General features: G+C 67.4%; 15 protein-coding genes. 5 read left to right on the top strand and 10 right to left on the bottom strand.

Going from position 1 to position 17074, the window contains the following annotated elements; genetic code table 11:
- Positions 1 to 50: 50 nt before the first annotated feature.
- From QOL57_RS13555 to QOL57_RS13545, 3 genes are all read right to left on the bottom strand, one after another.
- Positions 51 to 2177: a GGDEF domain-containing protein gene (locus QOL57_RS13555; RefSeq protein WP_089236237.1), complete on the bottom strand. Its 2127-nt coding sequence runs from the start codon at positions 2175 to 2177 to the stop codon at positions 51 to 53.
- Entirely contained in the window at positions 2174 to 2443 is a 270-nt protein-coding gene (locus tag QOL57_RS13550; RefSeq protein WP_283401534.1) for a hypothetical protein, read from the bottom strand. The genes QOL57_RS13555 and QOL57_RS13550 overlap by 4 nt, the downstream gene beginning before the upstream one ends.
- 147 nt (positions 2444 to 2590) lie before the next feature.
- The gene (locus tag QOL57_RS13545) at positions 2591 to 3361 is read right to left on the bottom strand and encodes an RNA methyltransferase (protein WP_089236239.1); all 771 of its coding nucleotides are present in this window, start codon (positions 3359 to 3361) and stop codon (positions 2591 to 2593) included.
- 120 nt (positions 3362 to 3481) lie between these two features.
- Here QOL57_RS13545 and QOL57_RS13540 point away from each other — a divergent pair, with 120 nt between their 5' ends.
- Positions 3482 to 4309, top strand: a complete 828-nt coding sequence (locus QOL57_RS13540) for an inositol monophosphatase family protein (RefSeq protein ID WP_089236240.1) — start codon at positions 3482 to 3484, stop codon at positions 4307 to 4309.
- A gap of 670 nt (positions 4310 to 4979) precedes the next feature.
- Here the strand turns inward: QOL57_RS13540 and htpX are convergent.
- Positions 4980 to 5846: a protease HtpX gene (htpX, locus tag QOL57_RS13535; RefSeq protein WP_089236241.1), complete on the bottom strand. Its 867-nt coding sequence runs from the start codon at positions 5844 to 5846 to the stop codon at positions 4980 to 4982.
- A 93-nt stretch (positions 5847 to 5939) separates the two neighbouring features.
- On the opposite strand from htpX, the gene gluQRS reads away from it, so the two are divergent.
- From gluQRS to phaR, 3 genes are all read left to right on the top strand, one after another.
- A complete protein-coding gene (gluQRS, locus tag QOL57_RS13530; RefSeq protein WP_089236242.1) occupies positions 5940 to 6860 on the top strand; it encodes a tRNA glutamyl-Q(34) synthetase GluQRS in 921 nt (306 codons plus the stop codon).
- 17 nt (positions 6861 to 6877) lie between these two features.
- On the top strand, positions 6878 to 7618 hold the full coding sequence (gene phbB, locus QOL57_RS13525) for an acetoacetyl-CoA reductase (protein ID WP_089236243.1): 741 nt from the start codon (positions 6878 to 6880) through the stop codon (positions 7616 to 7618).
- A 179-nt stretch (positions 7619 to 7797) separates the two neighbouring features.
- A complete protein-coding gene (gene phaR, locus QOL57_RS13520; RefSeq protein ID WP_089238019.1) occupies positions 7798 to 8337 on the top strand; it encodes a polyhydroxyalkanoate synthesis repressor PhaR in 540 nt (179 codons plus the stop codon).
- A gap of 81 nt (positions 8338 to 8418) precedes the next feature.
- On the opposite strand, the gene QOL57_RS13515 is transcribed toward phaR, so the two are convergent.
- The 6 genes from QOL57_RS13515 to QOL57_RS13490 form a co-directional block, all read right to left on the bottom strand.
- Positions 8419 to 9366: a TraB/GumN family protein gene (locus QOL57_RS13515; protein WP_089236244.1), complete on the bottom strand. Its 948-nt coding sequence runs from the start codon at positions 9364 to 9366 to the stop codon at positions 8419 to 8421.
- 2 nt (positions 9367 to 9368) lie between these two features.
- Positions 9369 to 10298, bottom strand: coding sequence for a DUF1684 domain-containing protein (locus QOL57_RS13510; RefSeq protein ID WP_089236245.1), 930 nt, complete (start codon positions 10296 to 10298; stop codon positions 9369 to 9371).
- Between the two features lie 11 nt (positions 10299 to 10309).
- Entirely contained in the window at positions 10310 to 12211 is a 1902-nt protein-coding gene (mutL, locus tag QOL57_RS13505) for a DNA mismatch repair endonuclease MutL (RefSeq protein ID WP_089236246.1), read from the bottom strand.
- 128 nt (positions 12212 to 12339) lie between these two features.
- On the bottom strand, positions 12340 to 13917 hold the full coding sequence (locus QOL57_RS13500) for an N-acetylmuramoyl-L-alanine amidase (RefSeq protein WP_089236247.1): 1578 nt from the start codon (positions 13915 to 13917) through the stop codon (positions 12340 to 12342).
- A gap of 82 nt (positions 13918 to 13999) precedes the next feature.
- Positions 14000 to 14482, bottom strand: coding sequence for a tRNA (adenosine(37)-N6)-threonylcarbamoyltransferase complex ATPase subunit type 1 TsaE (gene tsaE / locus QOL57_RS13495; protein ID WP_089236248.1), 483 nt, complete (start codon positions 14480 to 14482; stop codon positions 14000 to 14002).
- Positions 14479 to 15963 carry an NAD(P)H-hydrate dehydratase gene (locus QOL57_RS13490; protein WP_089236249.1) on the bottom strand — a complete coding sequence of 495 codons (1485 nt, stop codon included), beginning with the start codon at positions 15961 to 15963 and terminating at the stop codon, positions 14479 to 14481. The genes tsaE and QOL57_RS13490 overlap by 4 nt, the downstream gene beginning before the upstream one ends.
- Positions 15964 to 15986: 23 nt before the next feature.
- Between QOL57_RS13490 and queG the strand changes: the two genes are divergently transcribed.
- Positions 15987 to 17057: a tRNA epoxyqueuosine(34) reductase QueG gene (gene queG, locus QOL57_RS13485; protein ID WP_089236250.1), complete on the top strand. Its 1071-nt coding sequence runs from the start codon at positions 15987 to 15989 to the stop codon at positions 17055 to 17057.
- The last annotated feature ends 17 nt before the right edge of the window (positions 17058 to 17074 follow it).

Here is a 17074-nt window from a genome sequence, read left to right as displayed (position 1 = left end):
GTGGATGGGCATTCCTGGCAGAAGCATCCACGCATGGCGTGGATCTACTGTCACACGCCCGCCTCGATCATCCGCACCACCTCGGTGGCAGTGACCGGGTGGCTCAACCGATAGCCCTGGCCCAGATCGCAGCCACGCTGGGCGAGCAGCTCGAACTGCGCCTCCTGCTCGATACCTTCGGCCACCACCGTGATGCCCAGTGCATGGGCCATGGCGATGATCGCCGTGGTCAGGGCCAGATCGTCCGGATCGCGCTGCATGTCGGCGACGAAGCTTTTGTCGATCTTGACCCCGTCCACCGGCACCTGCCGCAGGTGGCTGAGACCGGAGAAACCGGTCCCGAAGTCGTCCAGCCACACCTTCACCCCTGCCCGGTGCAGGCGGTCCAGCAGCTGCGCGGCCAGCATCTCATCGCCGATCACCGCCGTCTCGGTCAGCTCCAGGTGCAGGCGCGACGCCGGCAGGCCCGACTCCTGCAGGCACTGCGCGACCAACGCCGGCAGCTCACCGCCGCGCAACTGCCGTGGCGACACATTGACCGAGACGAACAGCTCGTCGCCGGCCACGCCGCTGGGCCACTGCACTGCTTCCATGCAGGCGGCACGCAGCACCTTCGGGCCGATGATCTCGATCAGGCCACTCTGCTCGGCCACCTCGATGAACACTGATGGTGGGATCGTGCCCAGCGTCGGGTGCTGCCAGCGCAGCAGCACTTCCACACCGACCATGCGGCGGTCACGCATGCGGAAGATCGGCTGGTAGGCCAGCCGCAGCTCGCCGCGCTCCCAGGCGCCGCGCAGCTCCTGCTCCATGTGTACGCGGCGTTCGACAGCGTGATCCATGGCCCGGCTGTAGTAGCGATAGCAGTTCTTGCCGGCCATCTTCGCCTGGTACATCGCGATGTCGCCGTTCTTCAGCAGCGTCGTCGCATCCGCAGCATCGTCAGGGAACAGTGTCACGCCGATCGAGGTGCCCAGGAACAGTTCCCTGCCCTGCACCACCAGCGGCTTGCCCAGTTCGCGTACCAGCACTTCGGCCAGCAACCGCGCATTGGCCGCGACATCGCCATCACCGACCAGGATCACGAATTCGTCGCCGCCGAACCGCGCCAGCAAGGCGTCATCGCCGCCAGCCTCGGTCACTGCACGGCCGATGCGCTGGGCGAACTGCAGCAGCGCCTCGTCACCAGCCTCATGGCCCAGCGTGTCGTTGACCCGCTTGAAATCATCGATATCGGCGAACAGCAGGCCCAACCGGTGATTGGACGCACGTGCGGCCATCAACCGGTGGTCCAGCGCCTCGCGGAACGCTAACCGGTTGGTGAGGCCGGTCAACGCGTCGGTGTAGGCCATGCGCCGCACTTCGCGGTCGTGGCGGGCAATCGCATCACGCATGCGGGCAAAGCCGCGCACCAGTTCACCCACCTCGTCATCGCGGGTGTTTTCCCGCAGCGGCGCCTGGTAGTCGCCGGCTTCGATGCGTCGGGCAGCCGCGGCCAGGTCGCGGATCGGCGCCACCAGCGTGCGCTGCACGTACAGGATCACCACCACGCCGATCACCACCAGCAGGCCCAGCATCAGCAGCAGCCAGCCCAGATGCCGGCTTCCCATCTGCTGCAGCCGCTCACCCAGGGTCGCATTGGCCGCCTGCTCTCGCTGCAGCACTTCATCCAGCGCCATGCCGACGCGGACACCACCGATGCGCTGATTGCCCATCGTGATCGGCATCGCGTTGTCGAGCACCGTGGGCGATTGCTGCACCACCAGCGACTGGGCGGCAACCGCCCCGGCAGCCAGCGGATCGGTCATCGGCTGTCCGGATCCGGGCACCCCGGCCGAGCCGTCGTGGACCAGCCGCCCGCGGTCGTCGAACACCAGTACGTAGCGCACCACCGGCTGCCGCGAAATACTGCGCACGAGTGCCCCGACCTGGTCCAGGTCGTTGTTGCGGAGCGGACCGGCAAGCGCATCGGACAGCTCGCGCACCATGGCCTCGCCACGGCTGCGCACGCTGCGGTCGAACAGTTCGTGGATGACGCCGTTGCTGAGCGACCTCACCTCGCCCTGCATCGCCGCCTGCCGCCCCAGCAGCACGGCCAGGATCGCCACCACCACCAGCATCGCCCCGCCCATCGCAAGCAGGAACCGGGCCTGCATCCCCGAGCCGAGCAACTTCATTCCACTTCCATCCGCACGCGCATCGACCCTTGTTTCAATCCATCCAGCCACGGCTGCGCATTCGCATCGACGCGGCGGAAACCGGAAGCCCCCAATACCTTCTCAAACGCACTCTGCACCCGCCGATAACAGACGACACGCGGCAGCACGTCGGACGCGCAGCCGAACGCCGGCGGTGCCGGTCCGGCAACCGCACGGTCCACACTGCCGAACGCATGATCCTGCGTCATCGCGAGTCGCCCCTCTCCGCTGCCCAACGCCCCCATCGCCGACCCGGCGCAACACGCGTCGTCCCGGCCAGCAGGGCAAAGGCCAGGCTCAGCAGTTCCCCCTGCATTGCCCTACGCAGACCCGACACAAGCATCATCCCCCAAGGGTATCCAGACAGACTACCCGAAAAAACGGGGCCGTCGTCAGCTGTCCTTGCCGTTCTTCTGGGCCAGGCGCGCCATGCGCTGGGTATCGGCCAGGATGCCGCGCAGCAGGCGCACTTCCTGCTCGCTTGGCTCGCTGCGCAGGAACAGACGGCGCAGCTTGCGCATCGCCGACTCGGGTGCGCGCCCCTTGTGGAAATCGATCTCGTCCAGCGTCTCGCCGAGCTGGGCGAAGAAGCTCTCCATCTGGTCGTGGCTGGCAGCCTGCTCGCGGCTGTCCGGCTCGGTCGCGGCCACGGGCTGTGCGCCCAGCAGCTGCATGCGCACTTCATAGGCCAGCACCTGCACCGCGGCGGCCAGGTTGAGCGAGCTGAACTCGGGGTCGGACGGAATATGCACTGCGGCATGGCACAGCTGCAGCTCCTCGTTGGTCAGACCGGTACGCTCACGGCCGAACACCAGCGCCACCTCGGCGCCTTCGCTGGCCTTGGCCACTGCGCGGGCGGCGGCATCTGCAGGCAGGAACTCCTCCAGCTGGACCCGGCGCGCACGTGCGGTGCACCCCAGCACGAACCGGCAGTCGGCCACGGCTTCGGCCAGGGTGGCCACAACGGGTGCGTCGCCGAGCACGTCCTCGGCACCGGCCGAGCGCCGGAAGGCCTCTTCATCAAGCGGCTTCTCCGGTGCTACCAGCACCAGGCGGGCCAGGCCCATGGTCTTCAGGGCACGGGCGGCGGCGCCCATGTTGCCGGGGTGTTGGGTCCCGACCAGGACGAATCGGAGGCGGGTGGCGGCAGGAAACTGGGACATGAACAGGGAAAATGTCGAGCTGGACGAAGACCAATGGTAAACTGTGCGGCCGGCCACTGCGCCGGACCCGCTCTTTTCCCCCGCCAGCCCTTCTCTTCTGCCCTTCCGGGAGCCCATGCCATGCAGAAACCCGCCGTAACCGTCATGGTCAAGGCCGCCCGCCTCGCCGGCAACGTCCTCTTGCGCAACATCAACAAGCTCGAGGCACTGAATGTAGTCCAGAAGGGCCGCATGGACTACGCCAGCGAAGTCGATGCGGACGCGGAAAAGGTGATCGTCAAGGAACTCAAGCGCGCTTACCCCGAGTACGGCATCTTCGGTGAAGAAGGTGGCGTGCAGAGCGAGCGTCGCCACATGTGGGTCATCGACCCGCTGGACGGCACCAGCAACTACCTGCGCGGCGTACCGCACTACTGCGTGTCGATCGCCCTGGTCGAGAACGGCGAGCCGACCGACGCGGTGATCTTCGACCCGCTGCGCAACGAGCTGTTCACTGCCAGCCGCGGCGCCGGCGCCGTGCTCAACGACCGCCGCATCCGCGTGGCCGACCGCAAGGATCTGGAAGGCACCATGATCCACACCGGTTTCGCCCCGCGCGAGCGTGCGCGCGCCAGTGCGCAGCTGAAGTCGGTGGACGCCCTGCTGGTGCACGCCGAGGACATCCGCCGCTCGGGTTCGGCCGCGCTGGACCTGGCCTACGTGGCCTGTGGCCGCGCCGATGCCTACTTCGAGGCTGGCGTGAAGGCCTGGGACATCGCCGCCGGCGTGCTGCTGGTGCGCGAAGCCGGTGGCAAGGTCTGCGACTTCAAGGGCGCGACCCCGGCACGCATGGACAACCGCGGCCCGGACACCCAGCAGATCGTGGCCGGCAACCTGAAGGTGGCCGAGTCGCTGCAGAAGGTGCTGGTCAACACCGGCTACGCTGCCGAGTTCGACGCGAAGTTCTAAGCACCCACGCGACGCGGTTCACTGAAACGGCACCTGCGAGGGTGCCGTTTTCGTTTGTGCGCACGGAGATTCGTTTCCGCGACCGCGGAGAGGTGTCACTTTCTTTGCGCGCAAAGAAAGTAACCAAAGAAATGCTCCGCCGGCCGCGAGCCGTCGTGCTTCGCACGTCGGTTCCCTGCGCTCCTCGGTCCGTCGAGGGACGGTGCGGGAACTCGCTACGCTCAGACACCCGCACCTCTTCGCCCTCGCCGGACCTGCGGTGCTCGGCTCGCTATAAGGCGGACTGGAAGATCAAGATCAACGGCAAGAGCATCCACGCATGGCGTGGATCTACTGCGTGCAGCTGTGGCCTTTGACGTTGGGTCCGCCTTGTAGCGAGCCGAGCATCGCAGGGGAATCAGGGGCGCAGAGGCGCCGGTGTCTGAGCGCAGCGAGTTCGGCGCCGTCCCCTGATTCCCCGAGAAGCGCAGGGCACCGATGCGCAGCATCGGCTCGCGGACTGGCGGCGTGTTTCTTTGGTTACTTTCTTTGCACGAGCAAAGAAAGTGACACCTCTCCGCAGGCGCGGAAACGAGCCGCCGGGCGAGCCCGGCGCCAGCAATGCCTCCCCGCAAACAAAAACGCCCGGCGCGAGGCCAGGCGTTCCTGCATCTCCATCGGGGGCCGAAGCTTACGCCGCAGTCGACGCCCGCAGCGCGGCAATGCGCTCTTCCAGCGGCGGATGGCTCATGAACAGCTTCTTCGCCGTCGAACCGGCAATACCGAACGCGGCGATCTGCGTCGGCAAGGTGCTCTGGCCGTGGTTGAGCTGCAGTCGCTCCAGCGCCGAGATCATCTTCTGACGGCCCGCCAGCGATGCACCGCCGGCATCGGCACGGAACTCGCGGTGGCGCGAGAACCACATCGAGATCATCGTGGCGAACAGGCCGAACACCATCTCCAGCACGAACACGATGATGTAGTAGGCAAAGCCACGGCCGCCGCCTTCGCGGTTGCCGGACAGCGCACTGTCGATCACGCCACCGACCACGCGGGCAAGCACGATCACGAAGGTGTTCAGCACGCCCTGCAGCAATGCCATGGTGATCATGTCACCGTTGGCGACGTGGGCGATCTCGTGGCCGAGCACGGCTTCGGCTTCGTCCTCGCTCATGTTCTGCAGCAGGCCGGTGGACACCGCCACCAGCGCGTTGTTGCGGTTCGCACCGGTGGCGAACGCATTGATCTCCGGGCCGTCATACACCGCGACTTCCGGCATGCCGATACCGGCCGCCTTGGCCTGGCGCTCGACAGTGGCCAGCAGCCAGCGCTCGGTCTGGTTGCGCGGCTCGGTGATCACCACCGCACCGGTGGAGCGCTTGGCCATCCACTTGGACAGCAGCAGCGAGATGAGGGAGCCACCGAAACCAAAGATCGCGGCCATGACCAGCAGGCCGCTCATCTGGTTCGAATTGACCCCCAGCAACGACATCACGATGCTGGCGAGGATCAGGACCGCGAGATTGGTCGCCAGGAACAGGGCAATGCGGGTAAACATGGGAAATTCCGGCTTGGAAGGGGTCGATATCCGTCAATTTGCGGTGCGGTCAGCTTGAATTCAAGCGCCAACCTGACCGACGATTCAGCCTGCATGACTTTCTCCCTTCCCTGCGGCCGTTTTGCGCCCTCGCCCACCGGCCTGCTGCATCCCGGCTCTCTGCTTGCCGCCTTCGGCAGCTGGCTGCTCGCGCGCCACCATGGGGGCCTGTGGCGGTTGCGCATCGAGGATGTCGATCCCCCCCGCACGGTTGCCGGTGCGGCACACGCGCAACTGCAGACCCTGGCCGCGTTCGGCCTGGTCCATGACGGGCCGGTGATCTGGCAAAGCGCGCGCGGCGACGCCTACCAGGCTGCGCTGGACCGCCTGCTGGCCGATGGCCACGCGTTTATCTGCCACTGCAGCCGCAGCGATCTGGCCGCCAACGGTGGCCTGCACCACCACTGCGTCGCGCGGCAGACAAGACCGGACCCCGCCGTCCGCTTCCGGGTACCTGCGGGCAGCGTGGTGCATTTCGAGGATGGCCTGCGCGGCCGGCAACAACAGGATGTCCATGCCGAGGTCGGCGACTTCGTACTGCGCCGCGCCGACGGCTGCTGGGCTTACCAGTTGGCGGTGGTCGTCGACGATGCCGCGCAGGGCGTGAACGAGGTCGTGCGCGGCGCCGACCTGCTCGATTCCACCGCCCGGCAGATCCTGCTGCAGCAGGCGCTGGACCTGCCGACGCCGCGCTACTGGCACCTGCCGCTGCTGCTGGATGCACCGGGCCACAAACTGTCCAAGTCACTGGCCGCGCTGCCGGTGGAAGCCCGCGAGCCGGTACCGGTGCTGCGCCGGTTGTGGGAACTGCTGGGCCAGCCGAGCACCGCACTGGAAGGCATCGACGACCGGGATGCGCTGTTGGCCGCCGCGCAGCGCAGCTTCGACCCCGGCCTGCTGCCGCGCGCGGACATCCTGCTGCCGGCGGGCGCACTTTCCGCGCCGATGTTGCAGAATCCCCCTTCCCCCACCTGATATCCGGACAGCTTTCCATGACATCTCGCGTCGCACTGGTCACCGGCGGAACCGGCGGCATCGGTACCGCCATCTGCCAACGCCTGGCCGACCAGGGCCACCGCGTCGCCACCAACTACCGTGACGAGGCCAAGGCCCGCGCCTGGCAGCAGGCGATGACCGAACGCGGCTACCAGGTGTCGATCTTCCCGGGCGATGTCTCCGACTCGGCCAGCGCCGAAGCCCTGATCCGTGCGGTCGAAGCCGAACTGGGCCCGGTCGAGATCCTGGTCAACAACGCCGGCATCACCCGCGACACCACCTTCCACCGCATGCGCGCGGAGCAGTGGCACGATGTGATCAACACCAACCTCAATTCGGTGTTCAACGTCACCCGCCCGGTCATCGAAGGCATGCGTCGACGCGGCTGGGGCCGGGTCATCCAGATCAGCTCGATCAACGGCCTGAAGGGCCAGTACGGCCAGGCCAACTACGCCGCCGCCAAGGCCGGCATGCACGGCTTCACCATCTCGCTGGCGCGCGAGAATGCAGGCTTCGGCATCACCGTGAACACCATCTCGCCCGGCTATGTGGCCACCGACATGGTGATGGCGGTGCCCGAGGAAGTGCGCGCCAAGATCATCGCCGACATCCCGACGGGGCGCCTGGGCAAACCGGAAGAAATCGCCTATGGCGTGTCCTTCCTGGTGGCCGAAGAGGCCTCGTGGATCACCGGCAGCAACCTGGACATCAACGGCGGCCACCACATGGGCTGGTAGACGGCGCCAGGATCGAAGGCCCCTGTGCTGCACCCTGCCGTTGGTCATGCTGCGCAGCACGCAAAGCCTTGTTGCGCAACATTCCGGCGACGGAAAACCAAGCCTGGCGGGGGCTGGGGCGGTTGCAACCGCTGCTGCACTGCGCCATGCTGCGCGTCTACTGTGACGAGTACCGCTTCATGGCTGCGACCCGCATCATCAAGAAGTATCCGAACCGCCGTCTGTACGACACCGAGATCTCCAGCTACATCACCATCGAGGACGTGCGCCAGCTGATCCTCGACGGCGAAGACTTCGAAGTCCGCGACGCCAAGAGCGGCGACGACCTGACCCGATCGGTCCTGCTGCAGATCATCGCCGACCAGGAGCAGGACGGTGAACCGATGCTCTCCACCCAGCTGCTGAGCCAGCTGATCCGCTTCTACGGCGATTCCCTGCAGGGCTTCATGGGCAACTACCTGGAGCGCAGCATGCAGGTCTTCCTCGACCAGCAGCAGCAGTTCCGCCAGCAGATGGGCAACCTGCTGGGGCAGACGCCGTGGGCGATGATGAACCAGCTGACCGAGCGCAACCTGGAGCTGTGGCAGGAATTCCAGCGCAACATGGGCAGCGGTTTCGGTGGCCCGCGTCCCGGTGGCACCGGAACCGGCACCGGCACGGCCGGCAAGCCGAGCGAGCCGACCGGCGGTACGGGTACCGGCGGCAAGACCCGCCGCTGAGGCAACCGCCCCGGCTGATACGAAAACGGCGCGCCATGGGCGCGCCGTTTTGTTTTCAACGCCACCATGCGTGGCGTGGATCTACGGACGTTTGGCCTTGCAGGCCGAGCACACCCGCTCGACCTTGTAGCCCTTCGCGCGCAGCTTCTCCACCACGCCATCGTTGCCCAGCAGGTGCAGGCCGCCCACCACCACCAGCGTACCGCCCTGCCCGGCCTGCAGGTACTGCAGCAGCTTGGGCACCCACGCATCGTTGCGGTCGGTATTGATGCGCTGGTAAAGCTGCGGATACTTCTGGCGCATCTCCACGCCCATCCGGCTCCACAACAGGCGATCGTCGCCGCGGCGCCAGGCCTCATGCAGCATCTGCGCCTGGGCATCGCCCTTGCCTGCTTCGTCCAGCGCCTCGGACAGCATCTGCCGCTGCTCCGGCACGCTCATGCCGTCGAGCAGGTTGATCTGGCTGGACATGTCTTCCAGGCCTGCGGTCTTCTTGCCCGCCTTCTGTGCCCGCTGCATGAAATGACGGTCCAGCCCCAGCTCCGGGTCCAGATCCAGCTTCTGCATCTGCGCCACGGTGATGGTCAAGCCGACGAACCACGCTTTCATGCCCTGCAACTGCGCCAATGGCAGTTTGTTCTGCGCCGCATAGGCCTGCAGCTTCTGCCAGGTCGGTGCATCCAGGTCACGCTTGAGCTCGCTGCCATCCTTGCGGGTAGCGACCTGCACCATCTGGCTGGCCATCTGCGGCGACTGCAGTTCCTCTGGCGTCACTTCGAACAGCACGCGCTGCGAGGCTTCGAATGCCTGCTCAACGTCGGTCGACAGCGGATAGTCCTGCGGCTTCAACAGATGGAAGGAACCCAGCAGGTACAGGCGTGCATCTCCCTGTCCGGTGACCTTCCACAGCAGCGGCACCGGCGGCTTGCCAGCCGACGTTTCGGCTGGCGCATCGCGCGCGAGGGCCAACGGGCCGGCGGCGCAGGCAACGAGAAAAACGGCACTGCGCAACAACAGTTTCATCAACATGTTCAGCCCGCTCCTTCAGGCAGGTGATACGCCTTCTCACCCGCTTCCACGCGCAGATCCAAGCGGTTTTCCGGCGGCGCCAACGGGCAGGTCGCATAAGCGGTGAACGCGCACGGTGGGTTGTGCGCGTGGTTGAAGTCGATCGTCACATGGCCGTCGGCGGTGGGCGCATCGGTATCCAGATAGCGGCCAGCAGGATAGCTGCCGTGGCCACTGGTACGGTCGGCGAAGATCAGGAACAGCGGCTGCCCCGGCTCACCGATCGCTTCCAGCCGCCAGCTGCGGCCGTCGCGATCGAATTCCACCGCTCCGGCGTTGGGCATCTCGGTGGTCAGGCCGGTGATGTCCACGATCGGCAGGGTCTTGCCTGGCGGATGCGCGATGAAACGCGCCTGCACCTGCCATTGCGGTCCACCGGGCCAGTACTGCAGGCCGGCGAAATCGCGGCGCGCGGGCGCATCGGCGTGCTTGACCCGCAGCGCATCGCGCGTGCCGCGACGAATCAGGCTGAGCTGGCCCTTGCCCCCATCGAAGGCCAGCAGGGTCGGCTGCGGATCCTTGTCGGTATCCATGCGGACACGCCCGCGCACAGGCTGTCCGTCGAGGCTGACATCCGTGCCGGACTCCGGCGTGAACCACCACTGGTCGCCTTCACGGCGCAACAGCCCCAGCTTGGCCGGCCCCACCGCCAGGCGGATGCCGCTGGTTGCACCACTGCCGACGAAGTGCGACCGGTTCTGCAACCAGTGCAGGCCGACCAGCGCGGTCCACCCATCGGGCCGGGTCAGGTCCTGGTAACGCAGCACCCGCCATTGCTGTTGCTGCGCGGCGAATGCCGGATCCTCAACGACGGCTGGCGCCGGCGTCGATGCCGGGCTGCAGGCCGCCAGCAACAGGGCCGCCAGCAGGCCGCCCATTCCCCAAAGTCGCATCGGTGCTCCCCTCAACGTCCGCGCAGGAACCAGCGGTCGATCTCCGCCAGCGAAAAACGGGCCCAGGTCGGCCGGCCGTGGTTGCACTGGCCGGACCTCTCGGTGATTTCCATGTCGCGCAGCAGCGCGTTCATTTCCGGCACGGTCAGGCGCCGGTTGGCGCGCACTGCGCCATGGCAGGCCATGGTCGACAGCAGCTCGTCGCGCGCCGTGGCGATGCGACGGCTCTGGCCATGCTCGCGCAGGTCGGTCAGTACGTCGCGCAGCAGGCCTTCGGGCTCGGCATGGGCCAGCAGCGCCGGGATGCTGCGCACGTGCAGTGCGCCCGGTCCGGCGCGGGTGATCTCGAACCCGAGGGCGGCCAGCGTATCGGCCTCCGCTTCAGCGGTGTCGGCTTCGCGCTCGCCCACCGCCAGGGTGATCGGCACCAGCAACGGCTGCGACTGCAGGCCGATGCCATCGTGCGCATTCTTCAACCGCTCGTAGCCGATGCGTTCGTGCGCCGCGTGCATGTCGACCACGATCAGGCCTTCGGCGTTCTCGGCCAGGATGTAGATGCCGTGCAGCTGGGCAACGGCGTACCCCAGCGGCGGCACCCCGGCGTCGGCACTGGTGACCGGCAGTCCGTTCTCCATCGGCATCGGCGGCAGTGCAGCACCGCGCTCGGCACCGGCTGGCGATGCATACAGCGCAGCATAGGCAGCGGGTGCATCGGCTACCTGCAGGCCCAGCGGCTGCTGCGGTCGCCATCCGGAAAATCCTCCGCTGCCGCCCTGCCCCGCACCGGGTGCCGGACCGCGCACGTAGCCGAAGCTGGCGGCCGTGGCCCCCGGCATCGCAGACGCGCTGCCGCCCTCGGCCGGATGCACCGCGCCTGCACCGATCTCCTGCACGCTCATGCCGGCGCGGGTGTCGGCCAGCGCATCCTTCAAGGTGCGGTAGACGAAGTCATGCACCAGCCGCGAGTCACGGAAGCGCACCTCATGCTTGGCCGGGTGCACGTTCACATCGACGCGCGTCGGGTCCAGCTCCAGGAACAGCACATAGGCTGGCTGCCGACCGTGATACAGCACGTCGCCGTAGGCCATCTTCACCGCGTGGGCAACACTGCGGTCACGTACCGAACGACCGTTGACGTACAGGTACTGCTGGTCGGTGCTGGCACGCGAATAATGCGGCTGCGCGATCCAGCCATGCAGGCGCAGGCCGGCACTGCTGTGGTCCACGCGCACGGCCTGGCTGGCGAAGTCCTCGCCCAGGGTCTCGGCCAGGCGCACGTCCGAATACAGGTCGCCCGGCTTGTAGCGACGCGAGGCCTTGCCGTTGTGCGAGACACGCAGCTCGACATCGGGACGGGCCAGCGCCAGCGAGCGCAGCCACTCTTCGATATGCCCAAGTTCGGTACGCTCGGCACGCAGGAACTTGCGCCGCGCCGGCACGTTGTAGAACAACTCGCGCACTTCCACCGTGGTGCCCGGCGCATGCGCGCGCGGGGTCACCTCGCCGATCTTGCCGCCTTCGATCTGCAGTGCCGAACCGTGCTCATCATGGGCACGGCGCGAGGACAGGGTGAAACGGCTGACCGAGGCGATCGACGGCAGCGCTTCGCCACGGAAACCCAGCGTCGCCACCGCTTCCAGCTCGTCCAGGTTGGCGATCTTGCTGGTGGCGTGCCGAGAGACGGCCAGCGGCAACTGTTCTGCGGCAATGCCGCTGCCGTTGTCACGGATGCGGATCAAGCGCACACCGCCTTCTTCCAGTTCGATGTCGACGCGGCTGGCGCCGGCATCGATCGCGTTTTCAACCAGCTCCTTGACCACCGATGCGGGCCGTTCGACCACCTCACCGGCGGCAATCTGGTTGATCAGGATTTCCGGCAACGGCCGGATCGGACGCGGATCGGGCGCGTTCATGGGCAGATGGGGCAGGCAGACGTCATGCCACGATGATAGCGGAGCGGCGACAGGTAGAGTCGAGATCCGCCGTGTGCAGCGCCAGCCAGGCAGGGCCCGGGTCTAGCAGAAGCGGGCGATCCAGCGGCTTACTTGCTGCCGCCAGCCACGGTGCTTGCGGCGTCGATCTCGGCCTGCGCGCGTGCGGCGTACAAGGTCCCCGGCGGCGGTTGGCGGCTGAAGAACGTGTGCACGCCATCGAGTACCGCACCGGCGACCTTGCGCTGGTAGGCGGGGTCGATCAAACGGCGCTCTTCATCCGGGTTGGAGATGAACGCGGTTTCCACCAGCATCGCCGGCATGTCCGAGGTGCGCAGCACGGCGAAGTTGGCGCGCTCGATATTCGGCTTGTGGTTGTTGCCGATCCGCTTCAGCCCGCCCAGCACGTGCCCGGCAGCATCCTCGGAGGATTTCATGTACCCGCTCTGGGCCAGGTCCAGCAGGACGTTGGCCAACGTGCCTTCGGTCTGCTGCAGGCGCACGCCACCGACCAGATCGGCGGCATTTTCCTTGTCCGCCAACCAGCGCGCACGCTGCGAAGACGCGCCCTTGGTCGACAGCACGTACACCGACGAACCGGTGGCCGAGCGGTTCTCGGCGGCATCGGCGTGGATCGAAATGAAGATGTCGGCCTTGTTCGCGCGTGCCTTCTGCGCACGCATCGGCAGCGGAATGAACACATCGCTGTCGCGGGTCAGGAACGCTTTCAGGCCGGGCGTGGCATTGACCTGTCGGGCCAGTTCACGCGCCACCGCCAGGGTGACGTCCTTCTCACGCTTGCCGGTCGGGCCGATGGCACCGGGGTCCTGGCCGCCATGGCCCGGATCGATCGCTACCACCAGATGACGCATGCCCGGCTGCATGCGGATGCGCGAGGCATCGCTGGGCATGGTCGGACGCGGCGACTCGGTCGGCGCAACGGGCGTCGGCACCGGCTTCGGCTGGGCGGCCACCACCGCAGCGGTGGCCTGACCGGCCAGGATCGCTGCCGGCGATGACGTCGGCGTGCTGCTGGCGGTGGTGCCCGCGGCCGCCATCTGCACCGGCGCGGTGCTCGGCGCCGGTGTTGGTGCTGCGGGTGCCGCGGCGCTGGCGCTGGCCTGCTGCTGGACCTGCGCGGTCAACAGCGCGGTGGCCCGCGCGGCATCGCCACGGGACTGTGCGGTCTGTGCTGGGGTCGGGCCAGAGGTCGGAGCCGGGCTCACCGAAGATGCTGCGGGCGGCTGCGTCGACGCAGGGATCACCGCTGGCCGGCTGGCAGCAACGGCCGGACCATCGCCCGGCCACTCGATCACCAGCTTGGATTCATTGCCTTCACGCTGCATCTGCGGGCGGAAGGGTGCGACCGTCTCAGCCAGGTCGAATACGACACGGAAGGTGCCCGGCACCGGCTGCCCGGTGCGCACGGCCGTGACCACGCCCTGCGGCGAGGGCATCTTCAGGTTGCGCACCGCGCTGGAATCGGGGAAATCGACCACCAGCCGGTTCGGGCCGGCCAAGGACAAGGTCTTGTAGCCGCCACTGCCGACCAGCGCGATTTCCGCACGGGTTCCGGTGGAACCGGTGTTCAGCAGTACCTGACGGACCTCACCGGCCCACGCACTGACGCTCGCCAGACCAAGTCCGACGGCGGCACAGATGGCAATGAGTCGATTCCCCGGGCGCATGACTCAGGATTCAATCACCGCACTGAACGGAATGCAATACCTTTTTCCTTAATAATCCGTAACCTGCCGGTGTTTGTTCTCGTCAGCCGACAGAAAGGGCCTGCAAGTCGCCACCTTCGGGAAGCCGCAACAGCCATTCACGCCCCGCGTCGCTGATGCCAGTGAGACGCACGCGGCGCCCCTGCCCTTCAATCTCCAGTGCGACCACCAGATCGGTGGGCGGCAGTGCACCGGCACCGCGCTCGGGCCATTCGACCAGCCACAGCACGGCACTGCCCTCGTCCAGCCCAAGGAAATCCAGCTCGCCCGCCTGGCCGATGCGATACAGGTCCAGGTGCCACGCTTCACCGCCGCTGGACAACGGATAGCGCTCGACCAGGGTATAGGTGGGGCTGCGGATCGCACCCTGCACGCCCAGCGCACGCAGCAGCGCGCGCGCCGTGGTCGATTTGCCGGCGCCAAGATCGCCGCGCAGTTCGACCAGCGCCTGTGGCGGACGTGTGGCTGCCAGCCATTGCCCCAGCAGTTCGGTGGCGTCGCTGTCAGCAAGGAAGAATTCGGTCATCGGGAACATTCCGGGTTGGCCAGCCGCCGCAGGGGCGCCAGCAGATCAGTGGGAAGCAGGCCGCGCGCACCGTCGGCAGCGGCGACGTCACCGGCCAGGGCATGCAGCAGCGCACCGCCTGCCGCCGCATCGAATGCAGACAGGCCCTGCGCGCGCAGGCTGGCGATGATGCCGGTCAACAGGTCACCCATGCCACCTACCGCCATTCCCGGGTTGCCGGCAGCAATCAGTCGAGGTGCGCGGCCGGGCGCGGCGACGATGCTGCCAGCGCCCTTCAGCACCACCACCGCGTGGTAGCGCACGGCCAGCGCCTGCGCGCTGCCGTAGCGATCAGCCTGGATTGCCGCCGTGGTGGTTTCCAGCAAGCGCGCGGCTTCGCCGGGGTGCGGGGTCAGGATCGCATCAGCCAGCGCATGCGCATCCTGCGCCAGCAGGTTCAGCGCATCGGCGTCGATCACCAGCGGCAGGCCGGACTGCAGGACACGCGCATACAGCGCACGCGCCCATTCGTCCTGGCCCAGGCCCGGGCCGATCGCCACGACCTTGGCCTTTGCCAGCAACGCGGGCAGCGCAGCGCCATCTTCCAGCGCATGCGTCATCGCCTCAGGCAACCTCGCCAGCAGCGGGCCGACATGATCCTGACGCGTACCGATGCTCAACAGACCTGCGCCAGCACGCAGCGCGGCTTCGGCGGCCATGGCGATGGCACCGCCGCTGCCATGGTTGCCGCCCACGCACAGCACATGGCCGGAATCACCCTTGTGGCTGTTGGCACGGCGCGGCGGCAGCAGATCCGGCAGGCGCGACTGCGTCCAGCACTCTGCAGCGGCAATGACACCCTGCCAGGCCTCGTCGGGCAGCGTCAGCGGTGCCAGCTGTCTGCGCCCGGTGTATTCCAGCGCGTCGCCGGTGTACAGGCCACGATGGGCGACGATGAACTGCAAGGTCAGGGCGGCGCGTACGGCTACGCCCGGCACGCAACCACGGTCGGCATCGACGCCGCTGGGTACATCCAGCGCCAACACCGGTGCCCGCTGCGCATTCAGCGCCTCGATCAAGTCCTGCGCCGCACCGCCCGGTGCGCGGGCGAAGCCGAGGCCGAACAGGGCATCGACCCATACATCGGCCTGGGCCAGTTCGCCGTTGAAATCAGCGACGGTTCCCCCGGCGGACCTGAAATCCGTCGCGGCGCGCTGCGCCAATGGCGTGGAAGACGGCGAGCCCGGCAGCGCGACCACCTGCACCTGCCGCCCTGCCTGCAGCGCTTGGCAGGCCAGCACGTAACCATCGCCGCCATTGTTGCCGCTGCCAACAACCACGCCGATCCGCCGCGCCTGTGGCCAGTGCTGCAGCAGGCACTGCCAGGCTGCCTGCCCCGCCTCGGCCATCAGGCCCCACCCACCCTCGCCCGCCAGCGCGGAGGCCTGGGCATCGATTGAGCGTGCGGCACGGGAATCGAACAGATCGGCGAGGTTGGCCATGCGGGGATTTTATACTGGTGCACATGTCCCCCGTCCCTGCCCCCCTCGATCCGGCCCTGGCCGTACAGCGCATCCGCGACCTCGCGCGTGCGCATGGCTTCCAGCGCTGCGGTATCGCCGGCATCGAACTCGGCGAGGATGAGGCGCACCTGGCCGACTGGCTGGGCCAGGGCCTGTACGGCACGATGGACTGGATGGCCCGCCACGGCACCCTGCGTGCGCGCCCGGCAGAGCTGCTGCCCGGCACCGTGCGGGTGATCTCGGTGGGCATGGACTACAGCCACAAGGATGACACCGAAGCCTGGGCCACGTTGGCCGATCCGGGTCGCGCCTATGTGGCGCGCTACGCGCTCGGCCGCGACTACCACAAGCTGATGCGCAACCGCCTGCAGAAGCTGGCCACGCAGATCAACGATGAGGTGGCGCCGCTGGGCTACCGCGTCTTCGTCGACTCGGCGCCGGTGCTGGAGCGCGCACTGGCCCGCAACGCGGGGCTGGGCTGGATCGGCAAGCACACCTGCCTGATCGACCGCCACGGCGGCTCGTGGTTCTTCATCGGCGAGATCTACATCGATCTGCCGCTGCCGATTGATACGCCGGCCAGTGCCCACTGCGGCACCTGCACGCGTTGCATCGACGTCTGCCCGACCCAGGCCATCACCGGCCCGCAGCGCCTGGATGCGCGCCGCTGCATTTCCTACCTGACCATCGAGCATGACGGTGCGATTCCCGTGGAGATGCGGCCCCTGATCGGCAACCGCATCTATGGCTGCGACGACTGCCAGCTGGTCTGCCCCTGGAACAAGTTCGCCAAGCGCACCGACGAGGCCGACTTCCGCGCCCGCAACAACCTGGACACTGCACGCCTGGACCAGTTGTTCGCGTGGGACGAAGCTGAATTCCTGCGCCGTACCGAAGGCAGCCCGATCCGCCGCAGCGGCCACGAGCGCTGGCTGCGCAACATCGCCGTGGCGCTGGGCAATGCGTCGACCACGGCAGAGACGCTGTCGGCACTGCAGACACGCGCCGAAGATGCTTCACCCGTGGTCCGCGAACACGTGCAGTGGGCACTGGGCCAGCACGGCCTGCGCTGACGTGCGATCCTGAGGCC

It is taken from the genome of Stenotrophomonas sp. yr243 (assembly GCF_900184195.1).
Lineage (GTDB): Bacteria > Pseudomonadota > Gammaproteobacteria > Xanthomonadales > Xanthomonadaceae > Stenotrophomonas > Stenotrophomonas lactitubi.
The sequence above is the reverse complement of the archived record's forward strand: the minus strand, read 5'-3'. Positions and strand labels throughout refer to the sequence as shown.

Excerpts from the sequence above, each read along its gene's own strand:
- QOL57_RS13555 (WP_089236237.1), bottom strand. The coding sequence starts at position 2,177 with ATGAAGTTGCTCGGCTCGGGGATGCAGGCCCGGTTCCTGCTTGCGATG.
- QOL57_RS13550 (WP_283401534.1), bottom strand. The coding sequence starts at position 2,443 with ATGGGGGCGTTGGGCAGCGGAGAGGGGCGACTCGCGATGACGCAGGAT.
- QOL57_RS13545 (WP_089236239.1), bottom strand. The coding sequence starts at position 3,361 with ATGTCCCAGTTTCCTGCCGCCACCCGCCTCCGATTCGTCCTGGTCGGG.
- QOL57_RS13540 (WP_089236240.1), top strand. The coding sequence starts at position 3,482 with ATGCAGAAACCCGCCGTAACCGTCATGGTCAAGGCCGCCCGCCTCGCC.
- htpX (WP_089236241.1), bottom strand. The coding sequence starts at position 5,846 with ATGTTTACCCGCATTGCCCTGTTCCTGGCGACCAATCTCGCGGTCCTG.
- gluQRS (WP_089236242.1), top strand. The coding sequence starts at position 5,940 with ATGACTTTCTCCCTTCCCTGCGGCCGTTTTGCGCCCTCGCCCACCGGC.
- phbB (WP_089236243.1), top strand. The coding sequence starts at position 6,878 with ATGACATCTCGCGTCGCACTGGTCACCGGCGGAACCGGCGGCATCGGT.
- phaR (WP_089238019.1), top strand. The coding sequence starts at position 7,798 with ATGGCTGCGACCCGCATCATCAAGAAGTATCCGAACCGCCGTCTGTAC.
- QOL57_RS13515 (WP_089236244.1), bottom strand. The coding sequence starts at position 9,366 with ATGTTGATGAAACTGTTGTTGCGCAGTGCCGTTTTTCTCGTTGCCTGC.
- QOL57_RS13510 (WP_089236245.1), bottom strand. The coding sequence starts at position 10,298 with ATGCGACTTTGGGGAATGGGCGGCCTGCTGGCGGCCCTGTTGCTGGCG.
- mutL (WP_089236246.1), bottom strand. The coding sequence starts at position 12,211 with ATGAACGCGCCCGATCCGCGTCCGATCCGGCCGTTGCCGGAAATCCTG.
- QOL57_RS13500 (WP_089236247.1), bottom strand. The coding sequence starts at position 13,917 with ATGCGCCCGGGGAATCGACTCATTGCCATCTGTGCCGCCGTCGGACTT.
- tsaE (WP_089236248.1), bottom strand. The coding sequence starts at position 14,482 with ATGACCGAATTCTTCCTTGCTGACAGCGACGCCACCGAACTGCTGGGG.
- QOL57_RS13490 (WP_089236249.1), bottom strand. The coding sequence starts at position 15,963 with ATGGCCAACCTCGCCGATCTGTTCGATTCCCGTGCCGCACGCTCAATC.
- queG (WP_089236250.1), top strand. The coding sequence starts at position 15,987 with ATGTCCCCCGTCCCTGCCCCCCTCGATCCGGCCCTGGCCGTACAGCGC.